A 26,415-nucleotide genomic window follows, 5' to 3' on the forward strand; every position below is an offset into this window, starting at 1 on the left:
AGGCCCCGCAAACCCCCCGGGCCCCGCACCCCAGGCCCGCACCCCGGCCCCGCAAATCCCCCGGACCCCGCAAATCCCGGAAAGCACCCAGGAAAGGAAAGAAAGTGCGCAGAAAGCTGTTACTCGGCGGACTCGTGTCCGCCATGCTGCTCGCGCTGGTGGGCGTCGCGGCCAACCCGGCGAGCGCCCAGCAGTCCGTCAGGCTCCAGTACAAGACAGGCGCCACCGGAGCGACCGCCGACCAGGTCGAGCCGTGGTTCAACCTGGTCAACAGCGGCACCTCGGCCGTGCCGCTGAGCGGTGTGAAGATCCGCTACTACTTCAAGGCGGACACCGGATCGCCGCAGTACCGTTTCGCGTGCTCGTGGGCGGTGGTCTCCTGCTCCACGGTCACCGGGACCTTCGGGACGCTCTCCCCCGGCACGTCCACCGCCGACCGCTACCTGGAGGTGGGCTTCACCTCGGGGAACCTCGCGGTCGGGGCGCAGACCGGTGACCTGCAGCTGCGCTTTTACCGCGCCGACTGGCAGCGGCTGACCCAGAGCGACGACTACTCCTTCGGCCCGGCCCGCACGACGTACGGCGACTGGACCAAGGTGACCGTCCACCAGAACGGCGCCCTGATCTGGGGCACCTCGCCCGTGGGCGGCGGTGGCGGCGACCCGACCCCGACGCCCACCCCGACGATCACGAACCCTCCCGGGGGCAGCGGGGTGGTGTTCGACGACTTCGCGTACAGCAACGCCGACGACCCGAACATCTCCGCGCACAACTGGACCGTGCGCACCAACAGCGGCGGCCCCGGCGTGCCCGGCGCCGGCTGGCCCAAGCAGAACGTGACCTTCCCCACGGTCTCCGGTACGAACAAGGCGCTGCAGCTCAGGGCCGTCACCGACGGCACCGCCTCGGGCACCCAGCAGTCGGAGGTGCTGCACCAGCGCAAGTTCCTGGAGGGCACCTACGCGGCCAGGGTGAAGTTCTCCGACACCCCGGTCAGCGGCCCCGACGGGGACCACGTCGTGCAGACCTTCTTCACGATCACTCCCCTGGCCGCCGACATGGACCCCAACTACAGCGAGCAGGACTTCGAGTACCTGCCCAACGGCGGCTGGGGCGAGCCCGCCAACATCATGTACGCCACGTCGTGGGAGACCTACCGCAACGAGCCCTGGCAGGCGGTGAACGTCCACACCGAGGTCAGGCAGAGCTACGCCGGCTGGCACGACCTGGTCCTCCAGGTCTCCGGCGGCCAGATCAGGTACTACATCGACGGCGCCCTCTTCGCCGAGCACGGCGGCGACTACTACCCGGAGACGGTGCAGTCGGTGAACTTCAACCTCTGGTTCATCAGCGGCGGCCTGGTCGGCAGCTCGACCTCGCGTGACTACGTCCAGCAGGTCGACTGGTTCTACCACTCCAAGAACGAGGTCGTCGCCCCCGCCACCGTCCTGAGCCGCGTCAACAACTACCGCTCCGCCTCGACCACCTGGGTCGACACCGTCCCCAACTCCTAACCGCCCTCCTTGGTACGGCCCGCGCTCTCCCCGGGCGCGGGCCGTACGGCTTCCTCAAGGACCGGCGCCTCCCCGGTGTGCGACGCCTCCCCGGTGTGCGACGCCTCCCCGGAGACCGGCGCCCGGAGGGTACGGACCTGGGGGGAGAGCAGCGCCGCGAGCGTGGCGACCACGACGAGAGCGGAGCAGCCAAGAAGGGCGGTACCGGGACCGACGGCGGCGGCGACGGGACCGGCGACGAGGATGCCGAGGGGCGCCAGGGCCAGGGACCCGAACCAGTCGTAGGAGCTGACCCGGGAGAGCGCGTCGGGCGGCACCTCGCGCTGCATGGTAGTGGTCCACAGCACGCCGAACACGTCCCCGGCCACACCGGCGGCGAACATCGCGACGACGATCGTCCACAGCGGTGCCCCGACGCCGAGGAGCACCATCGGCAGCGCCGTGGGAAAGGTGGCCAGGACCGCGAGGAGCATGGGGCGCCGGGGCCGCAGGCGCGCGGCGAGGCCCGCTCCCGCGACGGTCCCCAGCGCCTGGGCCGCGACGATCAGCGCCCAGGAGCTCGCCCCGTCCAGGTCCCGCTCGGCGATCAGGGGGCCGAGCACGCCGACGTTGGCCCCGACGGCGGCGACGACGAAGGCGTACTGCAGCACCACGACCCACAGCCACTGGCGTGAGACGAACTCCCGCCAGCCGTGCCGCAGATCGGACCAGCTGGACCCCATGGACACCCGGAGGCGGCGGGGCAGGCGCATGGCGCGGACCAGCGCGGCGCTGGCGAGGAACGAGACGGCGTTGAGCGCGAGGGCCCACCCGGCGCCGACCAGTGCGACGACGACACCGGACAGCGCCAGCCCCAGCACCATCGCGCCGTTCCTCGCGACCCCGAGCAGGGCGTTGGCCTCCTGCAACCGCTCCCGGGGGACGACCTCCGGCACCACCCCGGTCATCGCCGGTACGAACAGGGCGAGGGCCACCCCCGCGAGGGTCGCCAGCAGCGCCACGGCGGGGATCGGCGCGTCACCGGTCAGGAACATCACCGCCAGCCCGCCGTACGCGACGGTCCCCAGAACATCGGCGACCACCATCAGCCCCGACCGGGAGAACCGGTCGGCCAGCACCCCGCTGAAGAGAATGAGCAGCAGCATCGGCACGGCCTGGCAGGCCAGCACCAGGGACAGTTGCTCAGGAGTGCTCCCGGGAATCGCGATCACGCCGAACGCCAGGGCCACCCGGGCGAAACCGTCACCCAGCACGGAGATCGTCCGAGCCGAGGCGAGCAGGACGAAGCGCCTCTCTCTCAGCAGGAGCGCGGTGGGAGAGGGCATCGCCATGTCACGTCAGCGTAGACGCGAAAGCGTCAACGGTGACATACCAGGAAGACCGGCTGGTCCGAGGTATGGATCGGCGCGCTCGTACCCCCGCGAGGATCACACCGCGAACGCGCGCCGAACAGGGGAACAGCACGGACAGGAGGTTGTGATGACCGAAGGCCACCTTCGGGATGCGGTGGTGGCGGAACGCGGCGAACAGGCGGACCCGCTCGCCGCCCTCTGTCATCGCGCCGGCGCGGCCGAAGCCTCGCGGTTGAGTTCCGCGACTCGTGCGATCTCCGCGTCGATGACATCGCCTCGCGGCCAGGTCTTGACCACGACCCCCACCAAGGCCAGGCCGCAGAGAGCCCACCCCCCGACCAGGACCGGCACGGAGAACCTTTCTGCCAACGCGCCCGCGGTGAGTACGGCGGTCGCGAGCGTGATCTGGATGCCTCCCTGCATGATCCCGAAAGCACGGGCCCGGAAGTCGCCGGGGAGCACGCTGACGAACAGGCCGTTCAGCGGCACGATGACCGTGTTGGCGATACCGGCACCGACTATCAGAAAGAACACCACGATGAACGGCGGCCGGGCCAGAGCGGGCACAAGAAGGAGAGGGGCCGCCAGCAGGAGTGGCTTGACCAGTTTCAGTCGTCGCTCGGGTCCCGTCACCCGCATCAGGACGGCACCGATGACGGTGCCGATCGGCATCGCCGCCATCAGCAGGCCCGTGGTCCAAGAGCCCCCGTCCAGCTCGGCCGACCAGGCGGCGGCCAGCCCCTCCGGGACGATCACGATCGCGACCAGGCTGAACACCACGAGGGCGATCGGCCGCATGACCCGGTTCCCGAAGACCAACCTCAGGCCGTCACCGGTCTCCTTCAACAGGGATCGATGACGCGCCCTGGTCATGGCCGCCGGACGAGGCCGCACTCCGCGCCACAGCAGCAGCGCCGAAGCGCCGAACGTCGCCGCGTTGATCAGAAGCGCACCACGTGGGTCGACAGCGGCGATCAACCCTCCCACCGCGTAACCCGCGACCTGCGCGGCCTGACCCGCCGTGTTCTGCAGCGAGACACCCAGCACGTAGCGGTCTCCGGTCAGCAACTGCGCCACCAGGGCCGAACGAGCCGCCTCGAACGGCGGTGTGAACATGGAGGAGACCATGAGCAGGAGGAGCAGGGCGGGCAACGGCAACCCGGGCAGGGCGACCAGTGTCACGAGAGCCGCTCGGCCCAGATCGCAAATGATCATGACGCGGCGGTACGGAAACCGCTCCGCGAGAGCGGCGAGGACAGGCCCTCCCACCACCCAGGGCAAATAGCTGATGGCGAAGCCCGCGGCGGACAGCAGTGCGGAGCCGGTATCGCTGAAGATCAGAACCGCCACCGCGACCTTGGCGAAGTAGTCGCCGATCCAGGACAGCGACGTCGCCGCGAACAGGGAGCGATACTCCGCGACGGCGAAGACCTCCCGAAAGGTGGCGGGCCGGTCGGCCGCGACGACGTTCTCCGCGGGACCTTCGCCCTCCTGCTCGTCCACAGGCGTTCCGTTCTCCACATCTCACCGCGCATCTCGCTGCGGCGTCTCACCGCGGCGTCTCACCGCGGCGAGGACCGATGTGGTCCGGCTGGCAGCCGGACCACGCTCCCGTACGGATCAGGACTAGGTCCAGCTCGGCTCACGACGCATCCCGATCACCTCCATCCGAATATCCGGTGTCATACCGACGTAGCCTCGCCCGTTCGGCATGACGTTTCCTTGCCATCGCCTGGCCGTCCGGGGCGCCGGTAATCTCTCGGGTGTGGAGTTCAGGCTTCTGGGCGCGGTGGAGATTCGCTCCGCCCGCGGCGAGGTGTTCCGGCTGCGACGGCGCCAGGAACGCCTCGCCCTGGCGATGCTGCTGCTGGAGCCGCAGCGGGTGCTCACCACCGAGCGCCTCATCAAACTCCTGTGGGACGAGGCTCCACCGTCGACGGCCAGGTCGACGGTGCAGACCTTGATGTCCCGCATCCGGACCGCACTGCGATCGGCGGCCGATGGCGACACCGGTGAGCCGGTGCGGCTGCTGGCCTTCGGTGGGGGTTACCGCCTGCAGGTCCGACCGGAGTCGGTGGACCTGCACCGGTTCGGCATGCTGGCCGATGAGGCGCGGGGGATCAGGGAGCCGAACCTGCGCGCGGCCCGGCTGGCGGAGGCGCTCGCGCTGTGGCGCGGGCCCGCGCTCGCCGACGCCGCGACCGACGCCATGCGGGAACGGTTGTGCGGCGGCCTGGAGGAGGCACGGTTCGCGGCGATCTCGGACCGGATCGACGCGGAACTCGCCGCGGGCCGACATGGGGAGCTGGTCGGCGAGCTGTCCAGTTTGATCGACGAACACCCGCTGCGGGAGCGGCTACACGGCCAGTTGATGATCGCCCTGTACCGCTGTGGCCGCCGTGCCGAAGCCCTCGAAACCTACCGGCGCGCCCGCCGCCTGCTGGTCGCCGAGCTCGGCCTGGAGCCTGGCCCGCACTTACGCGACCTGGAGGCGTCGATCATCGCCGACACCGCGGGGACCGGCACGGACATCACGAAGACCGGCGCCGACATCGCGAGAACCGACACGGACATCACGGGGACCGGCACGGACATCGACCGGCGGACGGCGGGCACGGCGGAGCCCGTGGTGCCGGCGCAACTCCCACCGGACTCCGCCGATTTCGTCGGCCGTGCCACGTACCTGCGCGAACTCGACGCGCTGTTGCACCCGGAGGTGCCCGCCACGGCCACGGTGCTCGCCGTGATCACCGGGACTGCCGGGGTGGGTAAGACGAGCCTCGCGGTGCACTGGGCTCACCGGGTCAGCGGGCGGTTCCCGGACGGGCAGCTCTTCGTGAACATGCGCGGCTTCCACACCGGACCGCGGATGTCGCCTGTCGGGGCGTTGGCTCTGTTGCTGGGCGCTTTGGGGGTGACCGCCGAGCGCATCCCGATCAGCGTGGACGCGCAGACCGCCCTGTACCGGTCGATGCTGGCGGGCCGGCGGATGCTGGTCGTCCTGGACAACGTCGCCGACGCGGATCAGATGCGCCCGCTGCTACCGGGTGCCCCCGGATGCCTGATGTTGGTGACCAGCCGAGACCGGCTGAGCGGCCTGGTGGCGCTGGACGGCGCCCATCGACTCAAACTTGACGTCCTGCCCGCCGAGGACGCCGTCGACGTGCTGGCCCGCGTGGCCGGTGTGGACCGGATCGGCGCCGACCGGGGCGCCGCGGTCGAACTGGCGAATCTCTGTGGTCACCTGCCGCTGGCTCTCCGTATCGCCGGGGCGCGCTTGGCGGACCGCCCCCACCTGGGCGTGCGGCAGCAGGTCGAGGAGTTGGCCGCGTACGGCCCGATGAGCCAGTTGCGGGTCGACGGCGACGGCAGCGCGACGGTTCGCGGCGCGTTCGACCTGTCGTACCGGGCCCTTCCGGCTGAGGCCAGGCGGGTGTTCCGGCTGCTGGGGCTGGTGCCGGCCCCCGCCGGGTTGGCCACCACCGCCGTAGCGGCGCTCACCGGTCTGCCCGTGGAGGACGTGACGCCGCTGATCGATGTGCTGACCCGGTTTCACCTGGCCGAGATCGCCGCTGACGGCCGACTGGTCTGCCACGACCTGCTGCTGGAGTACGCCAGGCAACTCGCCGCCGAACACGACCCGCCCGCGGAACGCGAACGCGCGGTCGACCACCTGCTCCACTTCTACCTCCACACCGCCTGCCAGGCCACCACCTTCAACGGGCAGTTCCGCCTGAGGCTGCCTCCCGATCCCCTTCCGGCAGGCGTATCACCCCTGCGATTCCCCGAAGTGATCCACGCTCGGCAGTGGATCACCGTCGAGTGGGCGAATCTGATCGCGGCGCTCGACCACGCCGCCGTGTCCGGCAGGCATCGGATGGTGTGGCAACTGGTCCACACGCTTCGCGACTTCCTGCAGGTGCACGCCTCGCTGACACAGTGGCTGTCGATCGCGCGGACCGGACTCAGCGCCGCGCGACAGGCCGGCGACGTGCTCGGCGAGGCGGCGATGCGGCACAACCTGGGGTTCCTGCGCTGGCGCAACGCCGAGTTCCAAACGGCGATCGACGAATGCGAGGCCGCGGCGGTCCTCGCCCGGCGCGCGGGGTGGCGGCGGGGAGAGGCGGTGGCCCGGAGCAACACCGCCATCGCGCTCGACCAACTGGGCCAGACCCAGCCGGCGATCCGCCTTTACGCGCAGGCGTTGGCCATCGAGCGGGAGATCGGTGACGAACGCGGCGAGGCTGACGTGCTCGCCAACCTGCTGCCCGCGTACCTACTGATCGGCGACCTGAGTCGGGCGGCCGAGGTCGGCGAACTCGCGCTGCCGCTGCTGCGCCAGGCCGGCCAGCGTCAATGTGAGGCCATCTCCATGATCAACATGGCCATCCTCCACCGGGAACAGGGCCGCCTCGGTGACGCGCTCCACTCACTCGACCGGTCTCTGACCATCTGCAGAACCATCGGTGCCCAGCGCGAGGAGGCAGCCGCCCTGAACGGCCTCGGTCTGGTGCACCGCGACGCCGGGCGATACCAGGATGCCACCGCGGCCTTCACCACCAGCCTCGACATAGCCCAACGGCTGTCTGACGGCCGCCACGAGGTCTTCGCCCACGCGGGTCTCGCCGACGTCCAGATAAGGCAGGCTCTCCTGGCCGACGCCGCCGACCGGCTCGATCTCGCGCTGGACATCATCCGCCGCACCGGACATCGACGCGGCGAGGTCGAGACGCTGCTCACACTCTCCCGCCTCAACGCCTCCCGGCATGACTACGACGGCGCCAACAAGCACGCCACCAAGGCGTTGGACCTCGCCCGCGCCTCCGGATACGCGCTCCTGGCCGCGCAGGCCCACAGCAGCCTCGCCATCGGCTTCCTCGGCCTTGGAGACATGTCCGGATGCCTGGAACACTGCCACCGCGCGCTGAGCACGCAACGACGCGCCGGCCAGCGGCTGGCGCAGGCCCGCACCCTGCTCACCAGCGGCCACGCCCACCAACGCCAGGGGAGAACCCAGCTGGCCAAGGTCCGCTGGCGACAGGCCCACGCGCTCTTCGAGCAGATCGGCGCACCCGAGCGCGACCAGACCGCCGTGCTGTCGACGTAGCCCGGCCGACGGCGTCGACGTAGCCCGGCCGACGGCCCGGACACCCTCGACACGACGACCGTGACCGGCCGATCCGCGGCAACGGCGCGGCCGGAACGAAACCCGCCCGGGTCCACCCGGTGCCTGGCCGAGCTCGCGGGGCGAGCGCCGAGACTCCCACCGGAAAAGACACTCACGGATGGATTCAGCGAGGTCAGTGAGTTCAGGACGGCTGTGAGGCGACGGCGCGGAGGGCCGAGAGGGCGAACTCGACGGCCTGGCGACCGGCCTCCAGCATCTCCTCCGGTGAGGCGCCGTTGCTCATGCTGACGAAGGAGGCGAGCTTGCCCCCGCCGATCACCGCGCCGACGGCCGCCGACGCCTCGACGAGGCTCAGCTCCTCCGGGCATGCCCGGTGCAGAGTCTCGGCGAGCTCCCGCTGGCTCTCGAAGAGGAGCAGCAGACCGCGCGCCCGCAGCGAGGGGACGGTCATGGCGAGGTAGTTGGCCGGGCCTATCTCGCGCCGGAGTCGCTCGTCGAGGGCGACCATGGAGAAGCCGGAGGTGACGGCGCGGGCCAGGAGGTCGATCGCCCGGTCTCCCGGACGGGGCTCCGCGATCACCCGCAGCACGCGCTCGATGCCGTCGCGCGCGTTGTGGAAGACCACGTCCTCCTTGCTCGCGAAGTAGCTGAAGAAGGTGCGCGTCGAGACGTCGGCGGCCGCGGCGATCTCCGAGACGGTGGTCTGCTCGTAGCCCTTCTCCATGAAGAGCTCGAAGGCCGCGGCGATGAGCGCGTGCCGGGTGCGGAGCTTCTTGCGTTCACGCAGTCCCAGGACCTCACTCATGCGGGCAGCTTAATGCATCAGACCATACTTTGCACGTATTGCAATTTTGCACTTGATGTAGTTTTCTGGATGGGACGAAGCGCGTCACTACAGAGGAGCGCGAGATGACACAGCCCCACCCGGCCCACCCGGAAGCGGTCACCTTCCCCTTCGGACGTCCCAGCCCCTTCGAACCGCCGGAGCGCCTGGCCTCGCTGCGCGAGGAGCGGCCCGTCACCCCGATGGTCTACCCGGACGGCAAGATGGGCTGGCTCGTGACCGGCTACTCCGCCGTACGGTCGATCCTGGCCGACCCCCGGTTCAGCTCCCGGCGCGAGCTGCTGCACGCCCCGGTGCCCTTCCCACTGGCGCAGGAGATGCGCACCCCGGCCGACCCCGGCCTGTTCATCCGGATGGACCCGCCCGACCACACCCGCTACCGAAAGCTGCTCACCGCACAGTTCACGGTGCGGCGGATGAAGCAGCTGGAGCCCAGGATCCACGAGATCACCGAGGAGCGGCTCGCCGCGATGGAGAAGGCCGGGCCTCCCCAGGACCTGGTGCGGGAGTTCGCGCTGCCTATCCCCTCACTGGTGATCTGCGAGCTGCTCGGCGTCCCGTACGCCGACCGCGAGGAGTTCCAGCGGTTCACGGCGGTGCTGCTGAACCTGGAGTCCTCCGTCGACGACATCCGCGCGACGATCGCCGGCTTCAGCGCGTTCTTCGCCCGGCTCATCGCGGCCAAGCGGGCCGACCCGGCCGACGACCTGCTCAGCGGGCTGATCACGGGCGGCGAGCTGACCGACGAGGAGCTGGGCAACGTCGGGTTCCTGCTGCTCGCCGCCGGGCACGAGACGACGTCGAACATGCTCGGGCTCGGCACGTTCGCCCTGCTCCAGCACCCCGACCAGCTCGCCGCGCTGCGCGCCGACCCCTCGCTGATCGACAACACGGTCGAGGAACTGCTCCGCTACCTCAGCATCATCCATGTCGGCCCGCTGCGCGCGGCCCTGGAGGACGTCGAGGTGGACGGGCAGCTCATCAGGGCCGGAGACCCGGTCACCCTCTCGGTCCAGGCCGCCAACCACGACCCCTCGCGCTTCTCCGACCCCGACCGCCTGGACATCACCAACCCCGCGACCGGGCACCTGTCGTTCGGGCACGGGCTGCACCAGTGCCTCGGTCAGCAGCTCGCCCGGGTGGAGATGCGCACCGCGTTCCCGATGCTGTTCGACCGCTTCCCCGACCTGCGCCTCGCCGTACCGGCGGAGGAGGTCCCCATGCGGGACACAATGTCCATCTACGGTGTACGGGAGCTGCCGGTCAGATGGTAGGAGGAGATATGAAGATCACCACGGACGTGTCGCGGTGCATCGGAGCGGGCATGTGCGCGCTCACCGCACCCGAGGTCTTCGACCAGAGCGAGGACGAGGGCACCGTCGTGCTCCTCGACGAGACACCCCCGCCCGAGCTGCACGCCGCAGCCCGCCGTGCCCAGCAGCTGTGCCCCTCGGGCGCCATCTCGGTGAGCGACCCGGAGGGCGGGTCCTGACGGTCAGGCGGCCGACGGGACGTAGGGGAAGGCCCGGGTCGGCTTGACGGCGACGGAGTCGCCGGTCAGGCCGATCGTGAACGCGGTGTTGGTGGCGAAGGAGAACATCACGTCCGGCGCGTTGTCGGTGAGCGAGCGGCCGTTCCACTCGCCGCGAGGACGCCGGGTTCGATCCAGAAGGGGTCGCTCGTCTCGCCGACCCACAGCCGCAGGCCGCCGTCGGCGTCGATCAATACCAGTGAATTCCCACGAGTTACTACAAACCGCCTATTACCGGCCAAATGTCGCTCCTACGAGGGGTCGCAACTTTTCCGCGACAACCATGGTCACCGTCACCGGGCCGGTCCTCATCGCCCCTACGAGGGACCACAAAACGTCGGCGCCGCCGCGAGGTTGGAGGTGTCCGTCGGATCTGCTGAGGCTGCCGCTGTCCGAGCAAGAGATCACCTGATCGGATTCCAGCCTTGGTTTCAGACCTCGGTGTCCTTCGGGTGACGGGGTGATGCATAGACGACCCAGACAGTCCGGGTGGCGTCATCGATGGCATAGCGAACACGCCCGCCGCTGGTGACCTCGAATTCCCATTGCTCCAGGTCCTGGCCACTGTGGCGATGAGTCGCGAGGTCGCCACGTAGGCGATGTTGACACTCGTGATCAGCCCGTGAGCGTGGATCGGCGCGTAGTGCCTCAAAGCACCGGCGCGTGTTGGCCAAGGCATGACGGCACAACTCCTCCCGCCCTTTGACCGCATCGCTGCTACCGAACCGGATGCCCCATTCACCGTCCGGAGGTGGGACCGTCACCCGGTCTCCACGCTTCGGACTCACGCTGAGGCCTCTACCGCTCCGAAGTCGCCGCTTGTGGCCTTACGGGCCTGGGCGTAGCACACGGGGTCGGCCTTGATCCGAGCGGTTGCCCGCCAGCCCGCGATCACTTCCTGGGTGGTGACGTCGACGTCCAGCTCTGCGGCATCGGAGAGCGCCTCGACCAGTTCAAGGGTGAAGGCACGCAGCTCGGCGGAGGTGAGGTGGCGGACCCAGGGGAAGACCTCGGGCATGGCGATGACCAGCGTACGAGCGGTCGGATCGTGCTTGATGAGAGCGAGGAACAGCCGGGATGCGGTAGCCAGCGTCTGCCCACGTTGATCCTCGCGGTCGGCGGCGGTCAGGTAGAAATCGGGGGCGTCGCGGTGGGTGATGCGTACGCGGCCGAGGCGTGCGGCGCGTTCGGCGACAGCTCGGGGGTTTCTCGACAGGTCCGAGAAGGTGACGGCGTCGGCGTTACCAGTGCTCACCCCGCCATCGTAAGTCAGAACACATTCTGATAGGCGGTGAACACCTCAGGGAGTAGACATCGTGCTTGCGGTCATTTCGGATGACAGCGGCGCTGCGAGCCCGCCACCGGTCGTCGGGGCTCCGTCTCCGGGTCTCATCGATCGGTAGGAACACGCTCGGGTAGCGATTCCCTCCGCCGCAAGCAGCGCCGTTCACCTTGTGCGTGGGGTCAGGAACTGTGGCCCGCTCAGCTCGAACCGGTCGCCGTACCCCTCGCAGGTGCCGAAGCGCGGGACAGGCTCCCAGTCGGCGTCGCGGTCGGATCGGGAGATCACCACGGCGTCGGACGTGAGGCCTCGATCGTCCCGTACCGGACGCAGGACACTCGCTCGGAAGTTCGCCTCAGCGGGGTCGAGGGTGACGAACCGGCTGTCGCCGTCGAGGTCGGCCAGGAGGCCCGTACTTGCCGTCCAAGCCGGTGAAGGCGACGGAGTACGCGGTCGTGAAGAGCGAGCTCTTTTGCTATTGGTCTGGGTCGGCGATCTCAATGATGTGTAGCGGGTTGTCCAGGGCACGGGACGGCTGCACCCACTTGGAAGCGTCGAGCGTGAGAATCGGGCAGACCGTCACGTCGGCGATGGCGGCAACGTGCGCATCCCACGCGTTGAGCCCGGTGGCCGACATGATGTCGGCGAGCTTCGCGGCTTGATGGATGCCGTCGAGCGGAGCGACGGTGGTGCGTTCAAACGCGGCCAGGCCGGTGAACAGCGCTTGCGCGTCGGGCAGGCCCTGACTGTCGAGCAGGGCGCCGGCGGCCGTGAGCGACGGGATGACCAGGGATTGGCCCGCCCGGTCGAAGTCCTGCAGGAAGCCGATCAGGTCGACGTCACCGCGGGCCACATCGACCAGGATGGTGGAGTCGAGGATGTGCGGGGTGGGGGTGAAGTCACTCACCGGACGCCGCCGGGAAACCCTGCTCGGTGAGCTGGCGGTTCACGTGCCGCATCATGCGGGCCACCCGGTCCGGGTCGGCCCTGCGGGCGCGGTCCCGCAGAAGGGCCAGCGCCCGCTGGTCGTTGATGCGCTTGGCGGCGATGGCGTCGTTGAAGACGGCGGCCACGCTGAGTGCCTTGCCGCTGGACACCAGGTGTTCGGCGTATTCAACGACGTCGGGGTCCACGGTGATCGTGATCCGGGCCTTCTTCTCTCCGCTCATACTTGGAATCATACTCAGATGATGTTGGGTGACCAGGGAAAACAGCGGAAAGGACGCGAGCAGTGTCCACGGCCCGCGCCCAGCGGCGACTACCAGCCGTGCTGGAGAAACCGGCGGGCACGCTCAGGCATCTGCCCCCATCGGTAACCTTTGTCGTTAAGCCTCTGCAGCAAGACCATCAGCTCAGCCGCACGCGCGGTGAACCGGCTCCGAACCCGCTGGGGCGCCGACGAGAAAACGCAGCGGTTACGCAGCTCCGCCTGGCCGATGCCGAGCCGCAACGCGGCCAGGATGGACTGGTCCCTCACGGGAAACCCCGCGGTGTGAGGGACAGGCATGGAAGGTCGATCCCTGCGGTGACGGCTACCCGAAGCAGGGATGGCTGCGTTGCAACTTTCGCTACATCGTGGCGATATGTTCAAGATTTACCCCTCTTCTCTGCAGCGATAGTTACTCCTAGAATGTAACTATCGCTGCAGATAAGAGGTAACCTTTGCTGTGTGAGACGGGACCAAGCGCTCAGGACAGTGGGTGAGTCGGCAGCTGATCAGTGGGGCCTCGTAACGGCAGCTCAGGCCAAAAGTGCAGGTCTCAGCGCTGTGGATCTACTACGGCTGGCTGAGGCTGGTTTCCTGGAAAGCGTCGGTCGTGGCGTCTACCTCGTTACAGGTGCTGTACAGCCTGAACATCTGGACATCAAGGTTGCCTGGCTGCGGCTTGAGCCCAAGCTGCCGGCGTGGCAGCGTCATGATCTTGAGACGTATGGCGGGGTGATCTCTCACGGCTCGGCCTGCGAGCTTCACCAGCTCGGTGATCTCCCAACGTCTCTGGTAGAGATTTCAGTACCTCGCCGTCGTACCACCCGTGAGCATGGGGTACGCATGCATCGTGCCGAGCTTGAATCGGCCGATGTTGTGCTGGTTGACGGTCTTCCGGTCACTACTGCTGAGCGAACCGTGGTCGACCTGCTGGCTGCACGTGTAGACGGTGCGCATGCTGGTGGAGTAATCGCCGATGCTGATCGGTACGGTCTGACGAACCGGGATTCTCTTAGTCGGCGCGTTGCGCGTTTCACGGCAGCCTACGGCCTGCCTCGTTCCGCCTCGGGGCGGCAACTGCTGGAGTACCTGGTGGAGCAGGCTGGTACGGGACTGCCCATGGAGGAAGTCGCACGTCTCAGACAAGAAGGCGTTGCCGAGGGCTTCGTCTCTGCACTTGCACTACTTTCCAAGCTTGACGAAGACCGGATAAAACAAATCTTCGCCGACCGACCCAACCCCCTAGCCGACCTGCAGGCCGAAAGCGTCTCATCATTCGCCGAACGCCTGGCAAAGAGCGGGGCTATCCCACTGTCAGCGATTATCCATCAGGCCTCTCAAGCTTCCCGGCTTGCTGGCCGCCTCCCCCCTGCCGCAAAAGTAAATCCAGGAAGTGCAGACTTCTCTACACAGGAATCAATTACAAAAAGCAGCGACAGGACATCTCCCGGAGAGGCCCAGTGACTCAGCTTTATACCACTCCCCGAGCATTTGATATGGCTATGAAAAAGCGCTTGGGGGCTTTTGCCAAGCAGCACGGCCTTAACTCAGCTCTGGTGTTTCGTAGCTTCTACTTCAGTCGTTTGGCTACGCGAGTCTTTCGTCATGACCCTGATGGATGGCTACTTAAGGGGGGACAGGCCCTCCTGCTGCGTTATCCGACTCAGGCCCGCCTGAGTCGGGACATCGACCTGCAACGTTCTACGGCAGAGAGTGCCCAGGAGGCACTAAGCGCGTTGCTCGATGCTGCCGCACTTGATCTGGAGGACTTTTTCACTTTCAGTCCAACCAGCATGGTTGAGCATTCCAATGAAATTGGCGGGGCCAAACAAACCTTCACCGTTACCTTAGGCACTCGCGTGCTTGACACGATCAAGGTCGACCTTGTTGCCGGCCGATACCCTACTGGCACTCCCGAGAAGGTAAGCCTTGCATCGAGTTCCCTTATGCCCTGGCCGGATGATTGGCCGTTTGTTCAGCTCTATCCGCTTGCCGATCATGTAGCAGACAAGATTTGCGCCATGTATGAGCGTCATCGGGGTGCCGCATCCAGCCGATTTCGTGATCTCGCAGACCTCCTGCTGATCAGCCAGCAAGAGAGCCTGAGTGGAACCGCAGTGCAAATCGCGCTCAGTAGCGAAGTTCATCGCCGCACCAGACTGGGAACGGACTTGACGTTGCCGGACCGATTTATCATCCCCGACCCCTCCTGGGTCAGGGGATACCCCACCGCTGCGGCCGAGGTAGTTGGACTCCGGGGTTGCCTTTCTCTGACTGATGCCCAGGTAGCGGCGGAGGCGTTCATCACTCCCATGCTCAATGGCGCGTCTGCGGGGCGCTGGAATCCTCACACATCAGCATGGTCAAACGCTGGTTGACCGGTGCGCTTGGCCGCCCTGCAGCGCAGGACGGGGGCCAGCGACCCGGGGTTCGAGTTGCTGCCGGTGCTGGACAACCGGTGGGAGGAGGTGGAGGCCACCGGTGATGTGGCTCGCGCGGTGCTCCGCCGCTTCGACCTGCTGACCGAGGTTCTCGGCCTCGACCGAGAGCGGGCGATCGGCTGGACCCTCGGCCGCGTGCTGCAGAACGCCCTGTGGGACATCGAAGACGGCAGGGTCACACTTGAGCCCGCCCAAGTCGCCATCGCTGAGGCGCTGCTGCGTCGGCGGGAACGAAAGGGTGACAGCTCCCGGTCTCGCACGTCAGGATGTTCCACACCGTCGGCGACGTCGATAACGGACAACCCCAGGCGTGTGTCGAACACCGCCAGGCGAGACGTGGGCGAGCGACTTCGCAGGTCGAGGGGGAGCGCGTGCGGGGGATGAGTGGCTTCCAGGAGAGCGCACCACCCGTACGGACACGGGAGCGCCACCACCCGTACAGGTGTGTGGCGCTCCCGCGTCCGTGAATCAGGATGGCAGGGCGTCGCCGTGGCGGGCACGTCCTGCGGGATCGGCTGGGATCAGCCGATATTGATGAAAGAGGGGTTGCGGGCCTTGAAAGTGCACTCGCCCACGAACTTGACCGTCTTGCCGGCCGGGATGCTCTTCGTGGTGCTGTACTGCTTCGAGCCGCCGCCGACAGCGTTGACGCACCAGTACACCAGGGTTGCCTTGCCAGCCGTGGTGCCGGTGTTCTTGCAGTTGCCCCAAACGGTGGTGTTGCCGGTTCCGGGAGCGTTGCAGCTCACCTTCGCGGCCATGAGCGCGGACGTGCCCGCCGAGGCCTGGGCTGCGCCGCCGAAGGACATCAGCGCGGCGACGGCACCTGCGGTGACGGTCAGCGAACGGATTACCTTGTTCATCTTTGATTTCCCCCGAGGAAATGTAGATGGATTGTGACGCTTCACGATCCGGAAAAGCTCCGTGTCGCGTCCGGAGATATCCCGGTTATGCGGATTCCGGGATGTCCGCCATGGTGGCACCTGGCCCGTCGGCCAAACAAGGCATCTTTGTCCAAGGCCGTTGTTCGGACTTTTGGACAAATGAATCCGCAGGTCAATGCGGATCCGGCCGGACAGCCGGGTGATCCGGACGTCTGATGTCGCCCGCGAACTCAGAATCGTCGCCGGCGATTTTTCGTGCTGCCGGCGCGGCCGGGGAGCAGCTTCTCCCTGGCCTTGTCGGCGAACAGAAATATCAGGCCGGCCGTGACGGCCCCGGCTGAGGCGACGTTGACGAGGACATGTTTCCACGGCGCTGGCCCGGGTGAACACACCGGGACTATCACCACTTTCACCGAGCCGGCCGACAGCGCGTCCGCGGGCATGTCGTCCGTTCCGACGATCACCACCTCGTGGGACACACCGCCGACGGCCCCCGAGCCGTCGGAGGAATCGGCCGCCTTCGTGCGCTCCCATAGTTCCCGCCACTCGCGTTCGGTCTCCTTGGGGTCACACCCCAACCGGTCGACCGCGAGGACCCGCACGAACTCCCAGGTCGTCTCCCAACTCGGCAGTCTCCGCCCCTGGACGGCACTGGCCAGCGACGACTTCGAGGCCGCCGCGCCGAGCCGGGAGGCCATCTCGGCGTACGGCGGGTCGCCCGCCTTCCGCCTCAGCCGCCAGAGCCGGTTCGCGAACGCCTCCACCACCCCCGAATCCGGGTCCGGCCGTCTCGACCGCCGCCCCCGCCGTTTCCCACGATCCGGAAACCGAGCTTCCAACTCCATGTTCCCCCCGAGGATTCACAACCGTGGGGGCCTCCACCCCCGTTCAACCTCTACCTCATGACACATGTAAATGATCACTGTTCTGTCGGAAAACTTGGACATAACGGAAGTTTCACGGGGTGCTGGAATCCTCACCCGGCAGCACGGTCGAACGCCGGTCGACGATGCGCCTGACCGTCCCGCGACGTGGAACAGGGACCGGCCGTCAGCTCAAGGTCCCACAGCACCGCGGCACCGATCGCTGTACTCTCCGCGACCGATGTTCACTGTGTCGCGGCGTCCTGGAGAGCGCTGAGCAACCCGTCGAGCGCGGGCTGGCCCAGTGATGTCTCCCGTACCGCCGCGTGGATGGCCCGGACCGGTTCCGGCTTGCGGAACTTGCGTACGACGACGGCAGGGTGGCGGTTGGCCAGCCCCATGTCCGGGATGAGGCTGATCCCGAGGCCGGCGGCGACGAATCCCTGCGCGGTGGCGTAGTCCTCGCTCTGCACCACGAAGTTCGGGGTGAAGCCCGCCTCGGCGCAGCCCGCGAGCATGGCGTCGCGGCAGGGGCCGGGCCGCTCGCTGCCGACCCAGGGCTCGTCGGCGAGGTCCGCCAGGTTGACGACCCGTCTCGTGGCGAACCGGTGCCCCTTGGGCAGGACGACACGGTAGGGGTCGTCGAGCAGGTGGACGAGGTGGACGCCTTCGTGGAGCCGGTCGTGGGGCCGGACCACGACGGCCAGGTCGGCCCGGCCCTGCATCACCTCCGACAGCAGGTCTTCGGCGTCGGCCATCGTGAGGTCGATCCGCACTCCCGGGTGTTTCCGGCGGAGCCGGGCGAGCGCGGGCGCCATCAGGGTGGCGCCCGCCGTGGCGAAGTAACGGATCACGAGCCGTCCCGTGCGCCCGGCTCGCAGGTCGGCCAGCGCCGCCTCGGCCTCGGCCATCTGCCGGTCGATGACGGCCGCGTGCTCGGTGAGCAACCGCCCTGCCGCCGTCGGCCGCACGCCCCGGCCGACGCGCTCGAGGAGCGCGATCCCGGCCTGCTTCTCCAGCGCCGCCACCTGCTGGCTGACGGCGGACGGGGTGTAGCCGAGGTGCGCCGCCGCGGCGGTCACCGACCCGCTGGTGACCACCGCGTGCAGGACCAGGATGCGACGCACATCAAGCATGTAGCAGAGCTTAAAGGTGGATGCACAACTTTGCGCTTGTCCTGCCAGGCTCCCCTCGGGCAGATTCGTACCCGACGGACTGAGCGAGGGCCAAAGAGTGATCATCGGCGGACGTGGCTCGTTGGTGCGCGTGGCCGTATTCGCCCGGCTCGTCGCCACCGGCGGAAACGGTTCTGTGCTCGCCGCCAACGACGATTCCTCCGTCTCCCGATCCCGGAGTAAAGCGGTGCCGACCTGCGGCTGAACGACGACTATATGGAAAATATGCGACCCACCCATAGTCTTCGATCAGTCGGACGGCAAGCGGGCGAATAATTCGACTCAGTCTGTTCGTCGCACCGAAGGAACGCCGGTGCGCAGCGAAAACCTCCAGTTTCCTCGCCGTGTCGAACAGCGTTTCCACCGACACCGCGGACGGATCGAAAGGGCATTGGATGAGGAACAGAGATCGTCTTGCGAGCCTGCTCGCCGGCGGCCTCGCCGAATACCGGGCGCCGAAGTGGCGCTAGGAGCGTCGTGAACGGCATGGGCCATCGCCCAAGACCGGGGCGAGGCGATGGCCACGCCCGGTGGCGCGTCCCCTTCGATCACCACGCGACCGTTCAGGGGTTGTGAGGACACTCGAAGATCGCATGGTGGCCGTGACCTGCGGACGTCGGCACCCGCGAACCGGATGGCCGCTTTCGATGAGTCGCCGAACCGAATCAGGGGCCGGTTCGGGCTCGTCGAGCCACGCCGTACGGCGGGTGCCCACGTCCATGGGCCACGGCCGATACCGAGCCCGGTCCCCGCTCGAAGTCGCGCGGCTGCTTTGTGGCCGGGCCGATCCCTCGGTCTCCCGGCCGCGGGGCATGTCGTGCCGGCGCGACATGCTCGACCGGGCGGCTACCCGTCCCCGGCGGCCGGGCGAGGCCGGTCGTCCCGTCCGCTCACGTCAGGTACGCGGCCCAGGGACGCGGCGGAAGGTGAAGGGCTCGCTCTCGCGGCCCGGGATCACGAACCAGCACTCGCCGGTGCCGTCGCTGTCGAGCAGCCGGACGAACGTGTCGACGACGGACGAGACGTCGAGGATCGGGAAGCCGAGCCGCTCCAGCACCGCCTTCTCCTCGCCGAGGATCGCGGTGTCGGCGAACGAAGGGCAGAGTCCCTGCACCTTGACGCCGTACGGCCGGAGGTCCTCGCCGAGCGAGCGGACGAGGCCGACCACGGCGTGTTTGTTGGCGGCGTAGATGGGGTCGGCCGGGATGCCGACGATGCCCGCCATGCTCGCGGTCGCCACGATCGTGCCGCCGCCCGCCGCCCGCAGGGCCGGGAGCGCGGCGTGCACCCCGAAGACGACGCCGTCGAGGTTGACGCCCATCGCCAGGCGGTAGCGCCGGACGTCGAAGTCCTCCCCCAGCCCACAGCCCGAGGCGACGCCCGCGTTGAGGAAGACGAGGTCGAGCCTGCCGTACCGCTCGACCGCGGTCGCCACCGCCGCCTCGTTGTCCTCCAGCCGCGACACGTCGCAGTGGACGTACGTCGCGCCCAGCTCGTCCGCGAGCCTCTCGCCCGCGACGTCGTCGATGTCGGCGAGGACGAGGCGGGCCCCGCCCTCGGCCAGCCGCCGGGCCACGCCCGCGCCGATGCCGTTGCCGCCGCCGGTGACGAGGGCGACCCTGCCCTCCAGCCCGTCGCCGCGGACCACGTTGGAGGCCTCCACCGGGCTCTCCCCTCCGAGCCCGCTGAGCAGCCCGCCGCCTTCACCGGCTCCGGCGAACCCGCCCGTCTTCTCCGTACTCACAGTGGCAGTCCTCCGGTGGCGGCGTTGGTCGAGCCCGTACTCCGGTACGCCGCGATCGTACGCTCGGCGATGCGCATCTGGTGGATCTCGTCGGCCCCGTCCGCGAAACGAGCCCAGCGGGCGTGCTGGAGCATCTTGGCCAGCGGGGTGTCGGTCGAGTAGCCGAGCGCGCCGTGCACCTGGATCGCCCGGTCGACGATCCGGTTGAGACTGTTGGCCACGAAGTGCTTCGCCATCGAGACCTCGGTACGGAAGTCCTCACCCCTGTCGATTTTCGAGGCGGCGTGCAGGACCATCAGCTTGCACTGGTACAGCTCCATGGCCGAGTCGGCGATCAGCCACTGGATGCCCTGTTTCTCGGCCAGCAGCGATCCGTGGCTGTAGCGGTTGAGCGCGCGGTCGACCATCATGTCGAGCGCCGTCTCGGCCTGGGAGATCCAGCGCATGCAGTGCGCCAGCCGCGCCGGGCCCAGGCGATACTGGCCGAGCCGGTGGCCGTTGCCGCGCCCGCCGAGGATCTGGCCGTCGTGCACCCGCAGGTCGGTGATGACGATCTCGCTGTGGCCGGTGGAGCCGTGCATCGTCTCGACCTCGCGGACATCGTTCCATCCCTCCTGCGGGAGGTCGACGATGAAGGCCGTGTTGCCGCCGCGCGAACCCTCGGGCACGTCGAGTTCGGTCTTGGCGATGAGGATGGCGAAGCTCGAACGGCGCGCGTTGGAGATGAACCACTTGTGGCCGTTGATGACCCACTCCTCGCCGTCCTGGACGGCGTGGGTGCGGATGAGCGTGGGATCGGAACCGGCCACCTCCGGCTCGGTCATCGCGAAGCACGACATCTTGTCGCCCTTGAGCAGTGGCTTGAGATATCTCTCCTTCTGCTCGTCGGTCCCCCAGTGCAGCAGCGTGTGCATGTTGCCCTCGTCGGGCGCCGAGCAGTTGAGGACCCACGGGCCGAGCCGGGTCTTGGCCGCCTCGGACTGCACCATGGCCAGCTCGACGTGGCCGAGGCCCATGCCGCCCCACTCCTTGGGCATGTGCGGCAGCCACAGCCCCTCGGCCCGCGCCTTCGCGCGCAGCCCGAAGATGACGCGGATGTACTCGTCGCGCGTGGCCGCCCTCTCCGTGTCGTCGAGGTCGCCGAAGCCGGCGACGGCCGGGACGACGGTCTCCTGGACGAAGGCCCGCACGCGGCGGCGGATCTCCTCGTGCTCGGGGGCGAGGGTGAAGTCGATGGCCATGAGGTCCTCCCCTTACCGGTTACCGGCGGCTGACAGGTCCGAGGGGGCCGGGGAGGTCCTGGAGAACCCGGCCCTCGGACCAACACCGACCCCGGCGGGAAAGACGGGAGGTTCGGCCCTCAGGCGCCCGCGTGAGCCGCCTGGAAGGCACCCCCCGCCGAGTAGGTGACCAGCGTGGTCAGCACCTCCTTCACCGAATCGCGCCTGCGCACGTCACAGAGGATGATCGGGGCCACGCCGTCCAGGCCCAGCGCCCGCCGTACCTTGATCGGGTCGTGCCGCCGCGCACCGTCGAAGCAGTTGACCGCCACGACGAACGGTAGCCCGCGCTGCTCGAAGTAGTCCACGGCGGGGAAGCAGTCCTGCAGGCGGCGGGTGTCGGCGAGGACGACCGCGCCGAGGGCGCCGACGGACAGCTCGTCCCACATGAACCAGAACCTGTCCTGGCCCGGGGTGCCGAACAGGTAGAGCCAGAGCCCGTCGCGGATGGTGATCCGGCCGAAGTCCAGCGCGACGGTCGTGGTGATCTTGGACTCCACGCCCGCGGTGTCGTCCACGTAGATGCCGCGCTCGCTCAGCAGTTCCTCGGTGTGCAGAGGCCTGATCTCGCTGATCGTGCCGACCATGGTCGTCTTGCCGACCCCGAAACCACCGGCGACAAGGATCTTGATGGCCATGGCCGGGGTGTCGACCGGGGTCATCCCCGGCTCAGAGGCCGCGTATTCCATGCAGCACTTCCCTGTAGATGCGTTCGTCGATCGTCTTCCCCATCGGCCGGGGCCTGTCGATGGTGACCAGGCCCTCGCGTCGCAGCTCGCTGAGGAGTACGCGGGTGATGTTGAGTGGCAGCTTGAGGTGCGCGGCGACGTCCGCCACGGGGGTGGGCCTGCGGCACGAGGACAGCACGTCGAGATGCTCGGGCATCAGCCCGACCGGCTCGAAGGGCATCTCGACGGTCGTGACGATGGCCACCAGGTCGAAGCTCTCCCCGACCGGGCGCGCCCGGCCGCCGGTCACCCCGAAGAGCCTGACCAGAGGCCCGGGATCCTCTCCCGTCACGTCCTGGCACCGTTCCAGGCTGGCGCTGGGGCAGCTCCCCTCGGCTGCGCGGACAGGTGCTCGCCGACGCGCTTGACCAGCAGCGCCATCTCGTAGGTCACCATGCCCAGTTCGGCGTCGCCCGCGGCCAGTACGGCCAGCCTGGCTCCCTGCCCCGCCGCGGTGACGAACAGGAAACCACCCTCCATCTCGATGATGGTCTGCCGCACACCGCCGAGGCCGAAGTGCCGCCCCGCGCCCAGCGCGAGGCTGTGGCTTCCCGCCGCGATGGCGGACAGGTGCTCGGCGTCCTCGCGGGTCAGCTCCCGGGAACCGCCCATCGCCAGGCCGTCGGCGGACAGCACGATGGCGTGCCGGATACCGGTGACCCGCTGGGTCAGGTCGTCGAGCAACCAGCTCAGTTCAGATCTGGGGTCGGGCATCGGAGTGGCCATCCTTTCGCTTCCACACGTCCAGTTCCTGCTCGGCCTGACTGCGACCTTGCTGCCAGCCCCGTTGCATGGAGGACATGAGGTTTGAGAGCTCCTCGGGAGTTCGCGCGGTGATGTCGCGCTGCTCTGGGGAACGTGTCTGGCGGAGCTGAGGGGCCAGATTAGCCTGCCGTACCCGCATCGGCAGCCCGTCCAGGTCATCGTCGACGTCCGGTACGGAGACGGCCCGCCGCACGGGCATCGAGGGGGCGGGGACCTCGCGCCGCTCCTGGGTGGGGAACCAGCTCGACGTGGTCTCGGGAGCGCGGGCCACCACGTGGTCCTCCGTGCCGGAGAGGGCCCTGGGCCAGTCCTCCGGTGCCGCGCTCAGCGCCCGTACCGGCCCGCCCGCGTGCGCGCCGCCCTGGCGCGCCCGCCTCGGCGCGGCCTCGGCGGCCAGCGCCTCGCAGGTGGCGAGCAGGCTCTGCGGCAGCAACACGATCGCGGTGGTGCCGTCGTACGGCGAGGGGCGCAGGACGACCTTGATCCCGTGCCGGGCGGCGAGCCTGGCCACCACGAACAGGCCGAGCCTGTCGCTGTCCGCCAGGTCGAACTCCGGCGGGTCGGCGAGCTTGGCGTTGAGCTCGTCGAGGTTGGCCTGGCTCAGTCCAAGGCCCCGGTCCTCGACCTCCAGCGCGAAGCCGTTGGCCGCGATCATGCTCCGTACGTGGACCACGGTGTTCGGCGGCGAGAAGATGGTGGCGTTCTCCACCAGCTCGGCGATCAGGTGGATCACGTCGGTGACCGCGGCGCCGACCAGCAGCGGCGCCTGCGGCATGGGAAGCACGGTGACGCGGGTGTAGTCCTCGACCTCCAGGACGGCGCTGCGCACCACGTCGAAGATCGGCACCGGGTCGCGCCACCTGCGGGCCGGGGCCGCGTCGGACAGGATGATCAGGTTCTCCGCGTGCCGCCGCATGCGGGTGGTCAGGTGGTCGAGCTTGAAGAGGTCCTCCAGGATCTCCGGCTCCTCGACGCGGCGCTCCATCGTGTCGAGGAGCGTGAGCTGGCGGTGGAGCAGCGCCTGGTTGCGCCAGGCGAGGTTCAGGAAGACCATGCCGACGCCCTTGCGGAGCGTCGCCTGGCCGACCGCCGCCTCCACCGCGGTACGCCGCACGGCGGAGAAGGCGTTCACGACGCGGTCGACCTCGGCGGTGTTCGCGGGGGCCAGCTCGGGGGCCTCGGTCGCCGGGTCCACGTCGTCGCCCCTGCGCAACCGCTCGACCAGCCGGGGCAACCGCACCTCGGCCAGTTCCACGGCCGACGCCTGGAGCCGCTTCAGCTCGGCGATCAGGGAGCGGCCGAACCGGTAGGAGGCCAGGATCGAGAGGACGATCGCGAGCAGGCCCGCTCCCAGGATCAGCCCGACCCGCAGGTAGGCGTCGTTCCTGAGCGTGTCGCCCTTGGCCGTGGCGCGGGCCAGTTCCTGCGTGCTCTGCTTGCTGACGGCGACGAGAACGGCCTGGGCGTCACGCTTCCACTCGCCGGCGTCCAGCGGGGGCCTGCCGATGAGGTTCCACGAGAAGATCCTGTCCTCGTTGGCCTTGAACCGCAGGTAGGCGGGGTTCTGCACGAACGTGTCGTACTCCGCCCGCAGCTCGGGTCCCATGTCCCGCTCCGCGTAGACCAGGTAGTTCCTCCGGCTGGTCATCGCCGAGACGAAGGCGGCGTGTTCGGCGGCCGTCATCTCGCCGCGCTTCATCGCGGCGGTGAGCACGGCGTGTTCCCTGGCCGCGAACTCGCCGGTGGTGCTGTAGGCGCCCATGCCGCGGACGATGCGGAAGGACGACAGCTCGGCGATCGCGTCGGAGTCACCGAACTGCCGGTTGGCGACGCTGATGAACTCGTTGTAGCCGTCGGTCACCTGGATGGGGGTGATCGCACCGCTGTCGGCGAAGGTACGCACCTGGCTGAGGCCGTCCATGGCCGCCACCAGCGCCCGCACGTCTGTCGGGGCGTTGTCGGGCTCGTAGGCCGCGGCGGACGCGACCGCCTGGCGCACCAGGTCCAGCTTGCCGTTCGTGACCCGCCGCTGGTCGGAGAGCATCCTGTTCTGGGCGGTCGCACCGGCCGCTTCGGCGGAGAACTGGCGTTCCCGCTGGATCTCGACGATCAGCTGCCGGATCGGCGCCCCGATCACCTGCCAGCGGTTCTGGGTCTGCGCGATGCCGGCGACCTGCGCGATGGTCGAGTAGGCGATGAACACCCAGAGGACGATCAGCGAGAGCACGGGAAGGAGAAGGATCCGGAGGATCTTCGAGCGGATCGGAGGGGGGGAACTCATTCGACTTGTCCAATCCGCGGTTCCTGCGCGTGGCCGGCAACCGCGGGCGGAGCGGACCCCGCGGTCGCACGCCGCGACTGGTGCGTGTGTGATTCGACACACTATGCCCATGGGACATATCGCGCTTCAAGCCACCAGAGCGAAGATTGAGTATCAATGTTCATGGTGGACGAGGCGGCTCCTTGCCCGTGAAAACCGGGGTTTCGGACGATCGCGCAGCTCACATAGGGTGCCGCCGGCGAGCGGGCGTCCCCGCGCCGTCGCCACGGACTGAAATTATTCCGTCACCATCCGCCGCCGATCGGCGACCGGTCACCCGGTGACGGGGAGCCCTTCTTCGGGGAGCTTTCCTTCCTTCGGGGAGCCCTCCTTCTCGGCCCGGGAGCCCTCGCGCTCGGCATCGGAGCGGTCGCGACGGGCGGCCAGGTCGATCACGGTGCCCTCGCCGGTGGCGGTGAGCGCCGCCGCGAAGAGGATCAGCTGGTTGAGGATCTTGAGGAAGACGAGCATCCCGACGGCACCGGCGACGACCTGGTAGGCGGGATTGCCCACGGTCATCTCCAGATAGACCTGGCCCAGGGACTTGAGGACCTCCAGACCCGCGGTGATGAGCAGAGCGGGCCAGATGACCCGGCGCAACGAGAGCCGCAGGCGCGGCGGGGCGCAGAGCAGGGCGATCGCCAGCAGGGTGTTGACGGCCAGTCCGATCACGAACGCGGCGGCCGAAAGCAGCCACAGCGACAGCGTGTCGTCGACGCCCACCGTGTGCGTGAACAGCCAGTTCAGCACCGTCTCCGCGGCGAAGGCCACCGCGAGCGAGGCGGACAGCAGCAGTCCCAGCCCCGCCATCACCCCCAGGTCGATGACCTGGCGCATCATGAAGCGGCCCGGATACTCCTCGATCCGCCAGATGGCCCTGATCGCCGAACGCAGGGCGTCCATCCAGAACAGCCCGGTGAGGGGCAGCCCGACGAAGGCGATCACCCCGGCCGTGGCCCTGGCGCTCTGCAGCGCCTGCACGTCCAGGCGGGGGAAGTTCTCCGAGAGGTAGCCCTGAACGGTGTGCACCACCTTGGGGTCGTCGAGGAACTGTCCGATGATGGCGAAGCCGAGCAGTCCCAGCGCGAACACGGCGAAGAACGAGTAGTAGGTGAGGGCCGCGGAGAGCCGTCCGGCGTCCACCTCGTCGTAGCGCACCACGGCGCGTACCAGGTGGTCCAGCCGGCCGTGGCGATGGCGAGCACGTGTCCACGCCCTGGAGATCCGCGTGGTGAGACCCGTGATCGTCATGCCACGGCCTCTACCCTCAGCCCGCCCGCTTACCGCAACCGGGACGCCTCGTCCGCGAACCCCGCCCCCACCGGTCACGGGTCCCGCGAGGCGCCCGGCCGTCACA

At 68.5% G+C, this 26,415-nt stretch carries 23 protein-coding genes and 1 pseudogene; 7 read left to right on the forward strand and 17 right to left on the reverse strand.

The genetic code is table 11. The features are described 5' to 3' along the window. Positions 1-104 precede the first annotated feature (104 nt). Positions 105-1,514, forward strand: a complete 1,410-nt coding sequence (locus tag OG587_RS05335; RefSeq protein WP_329087420.1) for a cellulose binding domain-containing protein — start codon at positions 105-107, stop codon at positions 1,512-1,514. Here the strand turns inward: OG587_RS05335 and OG587_RS05340 are convergent. Further along, the gene (locus OG587_RS05340) at positions 1,511-2,845 is read right to left on the reverse strand and encodes an MFS transporter (protein WP_329087423.1); all 1,335 of its coding nucleotides are present in this window, start codon (positions 2,843-2,845) and stop codon (positions 1,511-1,513) included. The genes OG587_RS05335 and OG587_RS05340 overlap by 4 nt on opposite strands. Positions 2,846-3,067: 222 nt before the next feature. Continuing rightward, entirely contained in the window at positions 3,068-4,369 is a 1,302-nt protein-coding gene (locus tag OG587_RS05345) for an MFS transporter (RefSeq protein ID WP_329087425.1), read from the reverse strand. 262 nt (positions 4,370-4,631) lie between these two features. On the opposite strand from OG587_RS05345, the gene OG587_RS05350 reads away from it, so the two are divergent. Next, a complete protein-coding gene (locus tag OG587_RS05350; protein WP_329087427.1) occupies positions 4,632-7,973 on the forward strand; it encodes an AfsR/SARP family transcriptional regulator in 3,342 nt (1,113 codons plus the stop codon). 202 nt (positions 7,974-8,175) lie between these two features. Here OG587_RS05350 and OG587_RS05355 read toward each other — a convergent pair whose 3' ends face one another. Next, entirely contained in the window at positions 8,176-8,799 is a 624-nt protein-coding gene (locus OG587_RS05355) for a TetR/AcrR family transcriptional regulator (protein WP_329087429.1), read from the reverse strand. 104 nt (positions 8,800-8,903) lie between these two features. Here OG587_RS05355 and OG587_RS05360 point away from each other — a divergent pair, with 104 nt between their 5' ends. After that, positions 8,904-10,112: a cytochrome P450 gene (locus OG587_RS05360; RefSeq protein ID WP_329087430.1), complete on the forward strand. Its 1,209-nt coding sequence runs from the start codon at positions 8,904-8,906 to the stop codon at positions 10,110-10,112. 8 nt (positions 10,113-10,120) lie between these two features. Continuing rightward, positions 10,121-10,330 (forward strand): ferredoxin, encoded by a 210-nt coding sequence (locus tag OG587_RS05365; RefSeq protein WP_329087431.1) that lies wholly within the window; start codon positions 10,121-10,123, stop codon positions 10,328-10,330. Between the two features lie 3 nt (positions 10,331-10,333). Here the strand turns inward: OG587_RS05365 and OG587_RS05370 are convergent, their stop codons facing one another. From OG587_RS05370 to OG587_RS05385, 4 genes are all read right to left on the reverse strand, one after another. Then, positions 10,334-10,534: a hypothetical protein gene (locus OG587_RS05370; RefSeq protein WP_329087432.1), complete on the reverse strand. Its 201-nt coding sequence runs from the start codon at positions 10,532-10,534 to the stop codon at positions 10,334-10,336. Between the two features lie 619 nt (positions 10,535-11,153). Beyond that, a complete protein-coding gene (locus OG587_RS05375; protein ID WP_329087433.1) occupies positions 11,154-11,624 on the reverse strand; it encodes a hypothetical protein in 471 nt (156 codons plus the stop codon). A 502-nt stretch (positions 11,625-12,126) separates the two neighbouring features. Then, a complete protein-coding gene (locus tag OG587_RS05380; protein ID WP_329087434.1) occupies positions 12,127-12,558 on the reverse strand; it encodes a hypothetical protein in 432 nt (143 codons plus the stop codon). Next, the gene (locus OG587_RS05385; RefSeq protein WP_329087435.1) at positions 12,551-12,820 is read right to left on the reverse strand and encodes a hypothetical protein; all 270 of its coding nucleotides are present in this window, start codon (positions 12,818-12,820) and stop codon (positions 12,551-12,553) included. The genes OG587_RS05380 and OG587_RS05385 overlap by 8 nt, the downstream gene beginning before the upstream one ends. A gap of 527 nt (positions 12,821-13,347) precedes the next feature. On the opposite strand from OG587_RS05385, the gene OG587_RS05390 reads away from it, so the two are divergent. From OG587_RS05390 to OG587_RS05400, 3 genes and pseudogenes are all read left to right on the forward strand, one after another. Then, positions 13,348-14,322, forward strand: coding sequence for a type IV toxin-antitoxin system AbiEi family antitoxin domain-containing protein (locus OG587_RS05390; protein WP_329093743.1), 975 nt, complete (start codon positions 13,348-13,350; stop codon positions 14,320-14,322). Between the two features lie 38 nt (positions 14,323-14,360). Beyond that, positions 14,361-15,236: a nucleotidyl transferase AbiEii/AbiGii toxin family protein gene (locus tag OG587_RS05395; protein WP_329087436.1), complete on the forward strand. Its 876-nt coding sequence runs from the start codon at positions 14,361-14,363 to the stop codon at positions 15,234-15,236. A gap of 36 nt (positions 15,237-15,272) precedes the next feature. After that, positions 15,273-15,515, forward strand: a pseudogene (locus OG587_RS05400) (hydroxyurea phosphotransferase); the annotation flags it as partial. A 305-nt stretch (positions 15,516-15,820) separates the two neighbouring features. Here the strand turns inward: OG587_RS05400 and OG587_RS05405 are convergent. The 10 genes from OG587_RS05405 to OG587_RS05450 form a co-directional block, all read right to left on the reverse strand. Continuing rightward, positions 15,821-16,162: a hypothetical protein gene (locus tag OG587_RS05405; protein WP_329087437.1), complete on the reverse strand. Its 342-nt coding sequence runs from the start codon at positions 16,160-16,162 to the stop codon at positions 15,821-15,823. A gap of 251 nt (positions 16,163-16,413) precedes the next feature. Next, positions 16,414-16,950, reverse strand: a complete 537-nt coding sequence (locus tag OG587_RS05410; protein ID WP_329087438.1) for a hypothetical protein — start codon at positions 16,948-16,950, stop codon at positions 16,414-16,416. A 341-nt stretch (positions 16,951-17,291) separates the two neighbouring features. Then, positions 17,292-18,182, reverse strand: coding sequence for a LysR family transcriptional regulator (locus tag OG587_RS05415; RefSeq protein ID WP_329087440.1), 891 nt, complete (start codon positions 18,180-18,182; stop codon positions 17,292-17,294). Positions 18,183-19,116: 934 nt separating this feature from the next. Next, positions 19,117-19,965 (reverse strand): SDR family oxidoreductase, encoded by an 849-nt coding sequence (locus OG587_RS05420; RefSeq protein ID WP_329087442.1) that lies wholly within the window; start codon positions 19,963-19,965, stop codon positions 19,117-19,119. Continuing rightward, complete coding sequence (locus OG587_RS05425; protein ID WP_329087444.1) at positions 19,962-21,206, reverse strand: acyl-CoA dehydrogenase family protein; 1,245 nt, start codon at positions 21,204-21,206, stop codon at positions 19,962-19,964. The genes OG587_RS05420 and OG587_RS05425 overlap by 4 nt, the downstream gene beginning before the upstream one ends. 119 nt (positions 21,207-21,325) lie before the next feature. Beyond that, on the reverse strand, positions 21,326-21,934 hold the full coding sequence (locus OG587_RS05430; RefSeq protein WP_329087445.1) for a GTP-binding protein: 609 nt from the start codon (positions 21,932-21,934) through the stop codon (positions 21,326-21,328). Then, the gene (locus OG587_RS05435; RefSeq protein ID WP_329087447.1) at positions 21,915-22,265 is read right to left on the reverse strand and encodes a DUF742 domain-containing protein; all 351 of its coding nucleotides are present in this window, start codon (positions 22,263-22,265) and stop codon (positions 21,915-21,917) included. The genes OG587_RS05430 and OG587_RS05435 overlap by 20 nt, the downstream gene beginning before the upstream one ends. Beyond that, positions 22,262-22,687 (reverse strand): roadblock/LC7 domain-containing protein, encoded by a 426-nt coding sequence (locus OG587_RS05440; protein WP_329087449.1) that lies wholly within the window; start codon positions 22,685-22,687, stop codon positions 22,262-22,264. Before OG587_RS05440 ends, OG587_RS05435 begins: the two co-directional genes overlap by 4 nt. Further along, positions 22,668-25,019, reverse strand: a complete 2,352-nt coding sequence (locus OG587_RS05445; protein ID WP_329087450.1) for a sensor histidine kinase — start codon at positions 25,017-25,019, stop codon at positions 22,668-22,670. Before OG587_RS05445 ends, OG587_RS05440 begins: the two co-directional genes overlap by 20 nt. Before the next feature lie 312 nt (positions 25,020-25,331). Continuing rightward, positions 25,332-26,309, reverse strand: coding sequence for a YihY/virulence factor BrkB family protein (locus tag OG587_RS05450; protein ID WP_329087451.1), 978 nt, complete (start codon positions 26,307-26,309; stop codon positions 25,332-25,334). Positions 26,310-26,415: the final 106 nt, after the last annotated feature.

This window comes from Streptosporangium sp. NBC_01469 (assembly GCF_036227305.1).
In the GTDB taxonomy this organism is placed as follows: Bacteria; Actinomycetota; Actinomycetes; order Streptosporangiales; family Streptosporangiaceae; genus Streptosporangium.

What these genes read in the sequence shown, in the direction of transcription:
- OG587_RS05340 (WP_329087423.1), bottom strand. Translation starts at nt 2,845, where the DNA reads ATGGCGATGCCCTCTCCCACCGCGCTCCTGCTGAGAGAGAGGCGCTTC.
- OG587_RS05355 (WP_329087429.1), bottom strand. Translation starts at nt 8,799, where the DNA reads ATGAGTGAGGTCCTGGGACTGCGTGAACGCAAGAAGCTCCGCACCCGG.
- OG587_RS05360 (WP_329087430.1), top strand. Translation starts at nt 8,904, where the DNA reads ATGACACAGCCCCACCCGGCCCACCCGGAAGCGGTCACCTTCCCCTTC.
- OG587_RS05365 (WP_329087431.1), top strand. Translation starts at nt 10,121, where the DNA reads ATGAAGATCACCACGGACGTGTCGCGGTGCATCGGAGCGGGCATGTGC.
- OG587_RS05385 (WP_329087435.1), bottom strand. Translation starts at nt 12,820, where the DNA reads ATGAGCGGAGAGAAGAAGGCCCGGATCACGATCACCGTGGACCCCGAC.
- OG587_RS05395 (WP_329087436.1), top strand. Translation starts at nt 14,361, where the DNA reads ATGAAAAAGCGCTTGGGGGCTTTTGCCAAGCAGCACGGCCTTAACTCA.
- OG587_RS05405 (WP_329087437.1), bottom strand. Translation starts at nt 16,162, where the DNA reads ATGAACAAGGTAATCCGTTCGCTGACCGTCACCGCAGGTGCCGTCGCC.
- OG587_RS05415 (WP_329087440.1), bottom strand. Translation starts at nt 18,182, where the DNA reads ATGCTTGATGTGCGTCGCATCCTGGTCCTGCACGCGGTGGTCACCAGC.
- OG587_RS05425 (WP_329087444.1), bottom strand. Translation starts at nt 21,206, where the DNA reads ATGGCCATCGACTTCACCCTCGCCCCCGAGCACGAGGAGATCCGCCGC.
- OG587_RS05430 (WP_329087445.1), bottom strand. Translation starts at nt 21,934, where the DNA reads ATGGAATACGCGGCCTCTGAGCCGGGGATGACCCCGGTCGACACCCCG.
- OG587_RS05440 (WP_329087449.1), bottom strand. Translation starts at nt 22,687, where the DNA reads ATGCCCGACCCCAGATCTGAACTGAGCTGGTTGCTCGACGACCTGACC.
- OG587_RS05445 (WP_329087450.1), bottom strand. Translation starts at nt 25,019, where the DNA reads ATGAGTTCCCCCCCTCCGATCCGCTCGAAGATCCTCCGGATCCTTCTC.
- OG587_RS05450 (WP_329087451.1), bottom strand. Translation starts at nt 26,309, where the DNA reads ATGACGATCACGGGTCTCACCACGCGGATCTCCAGGGCGTGGACACGT.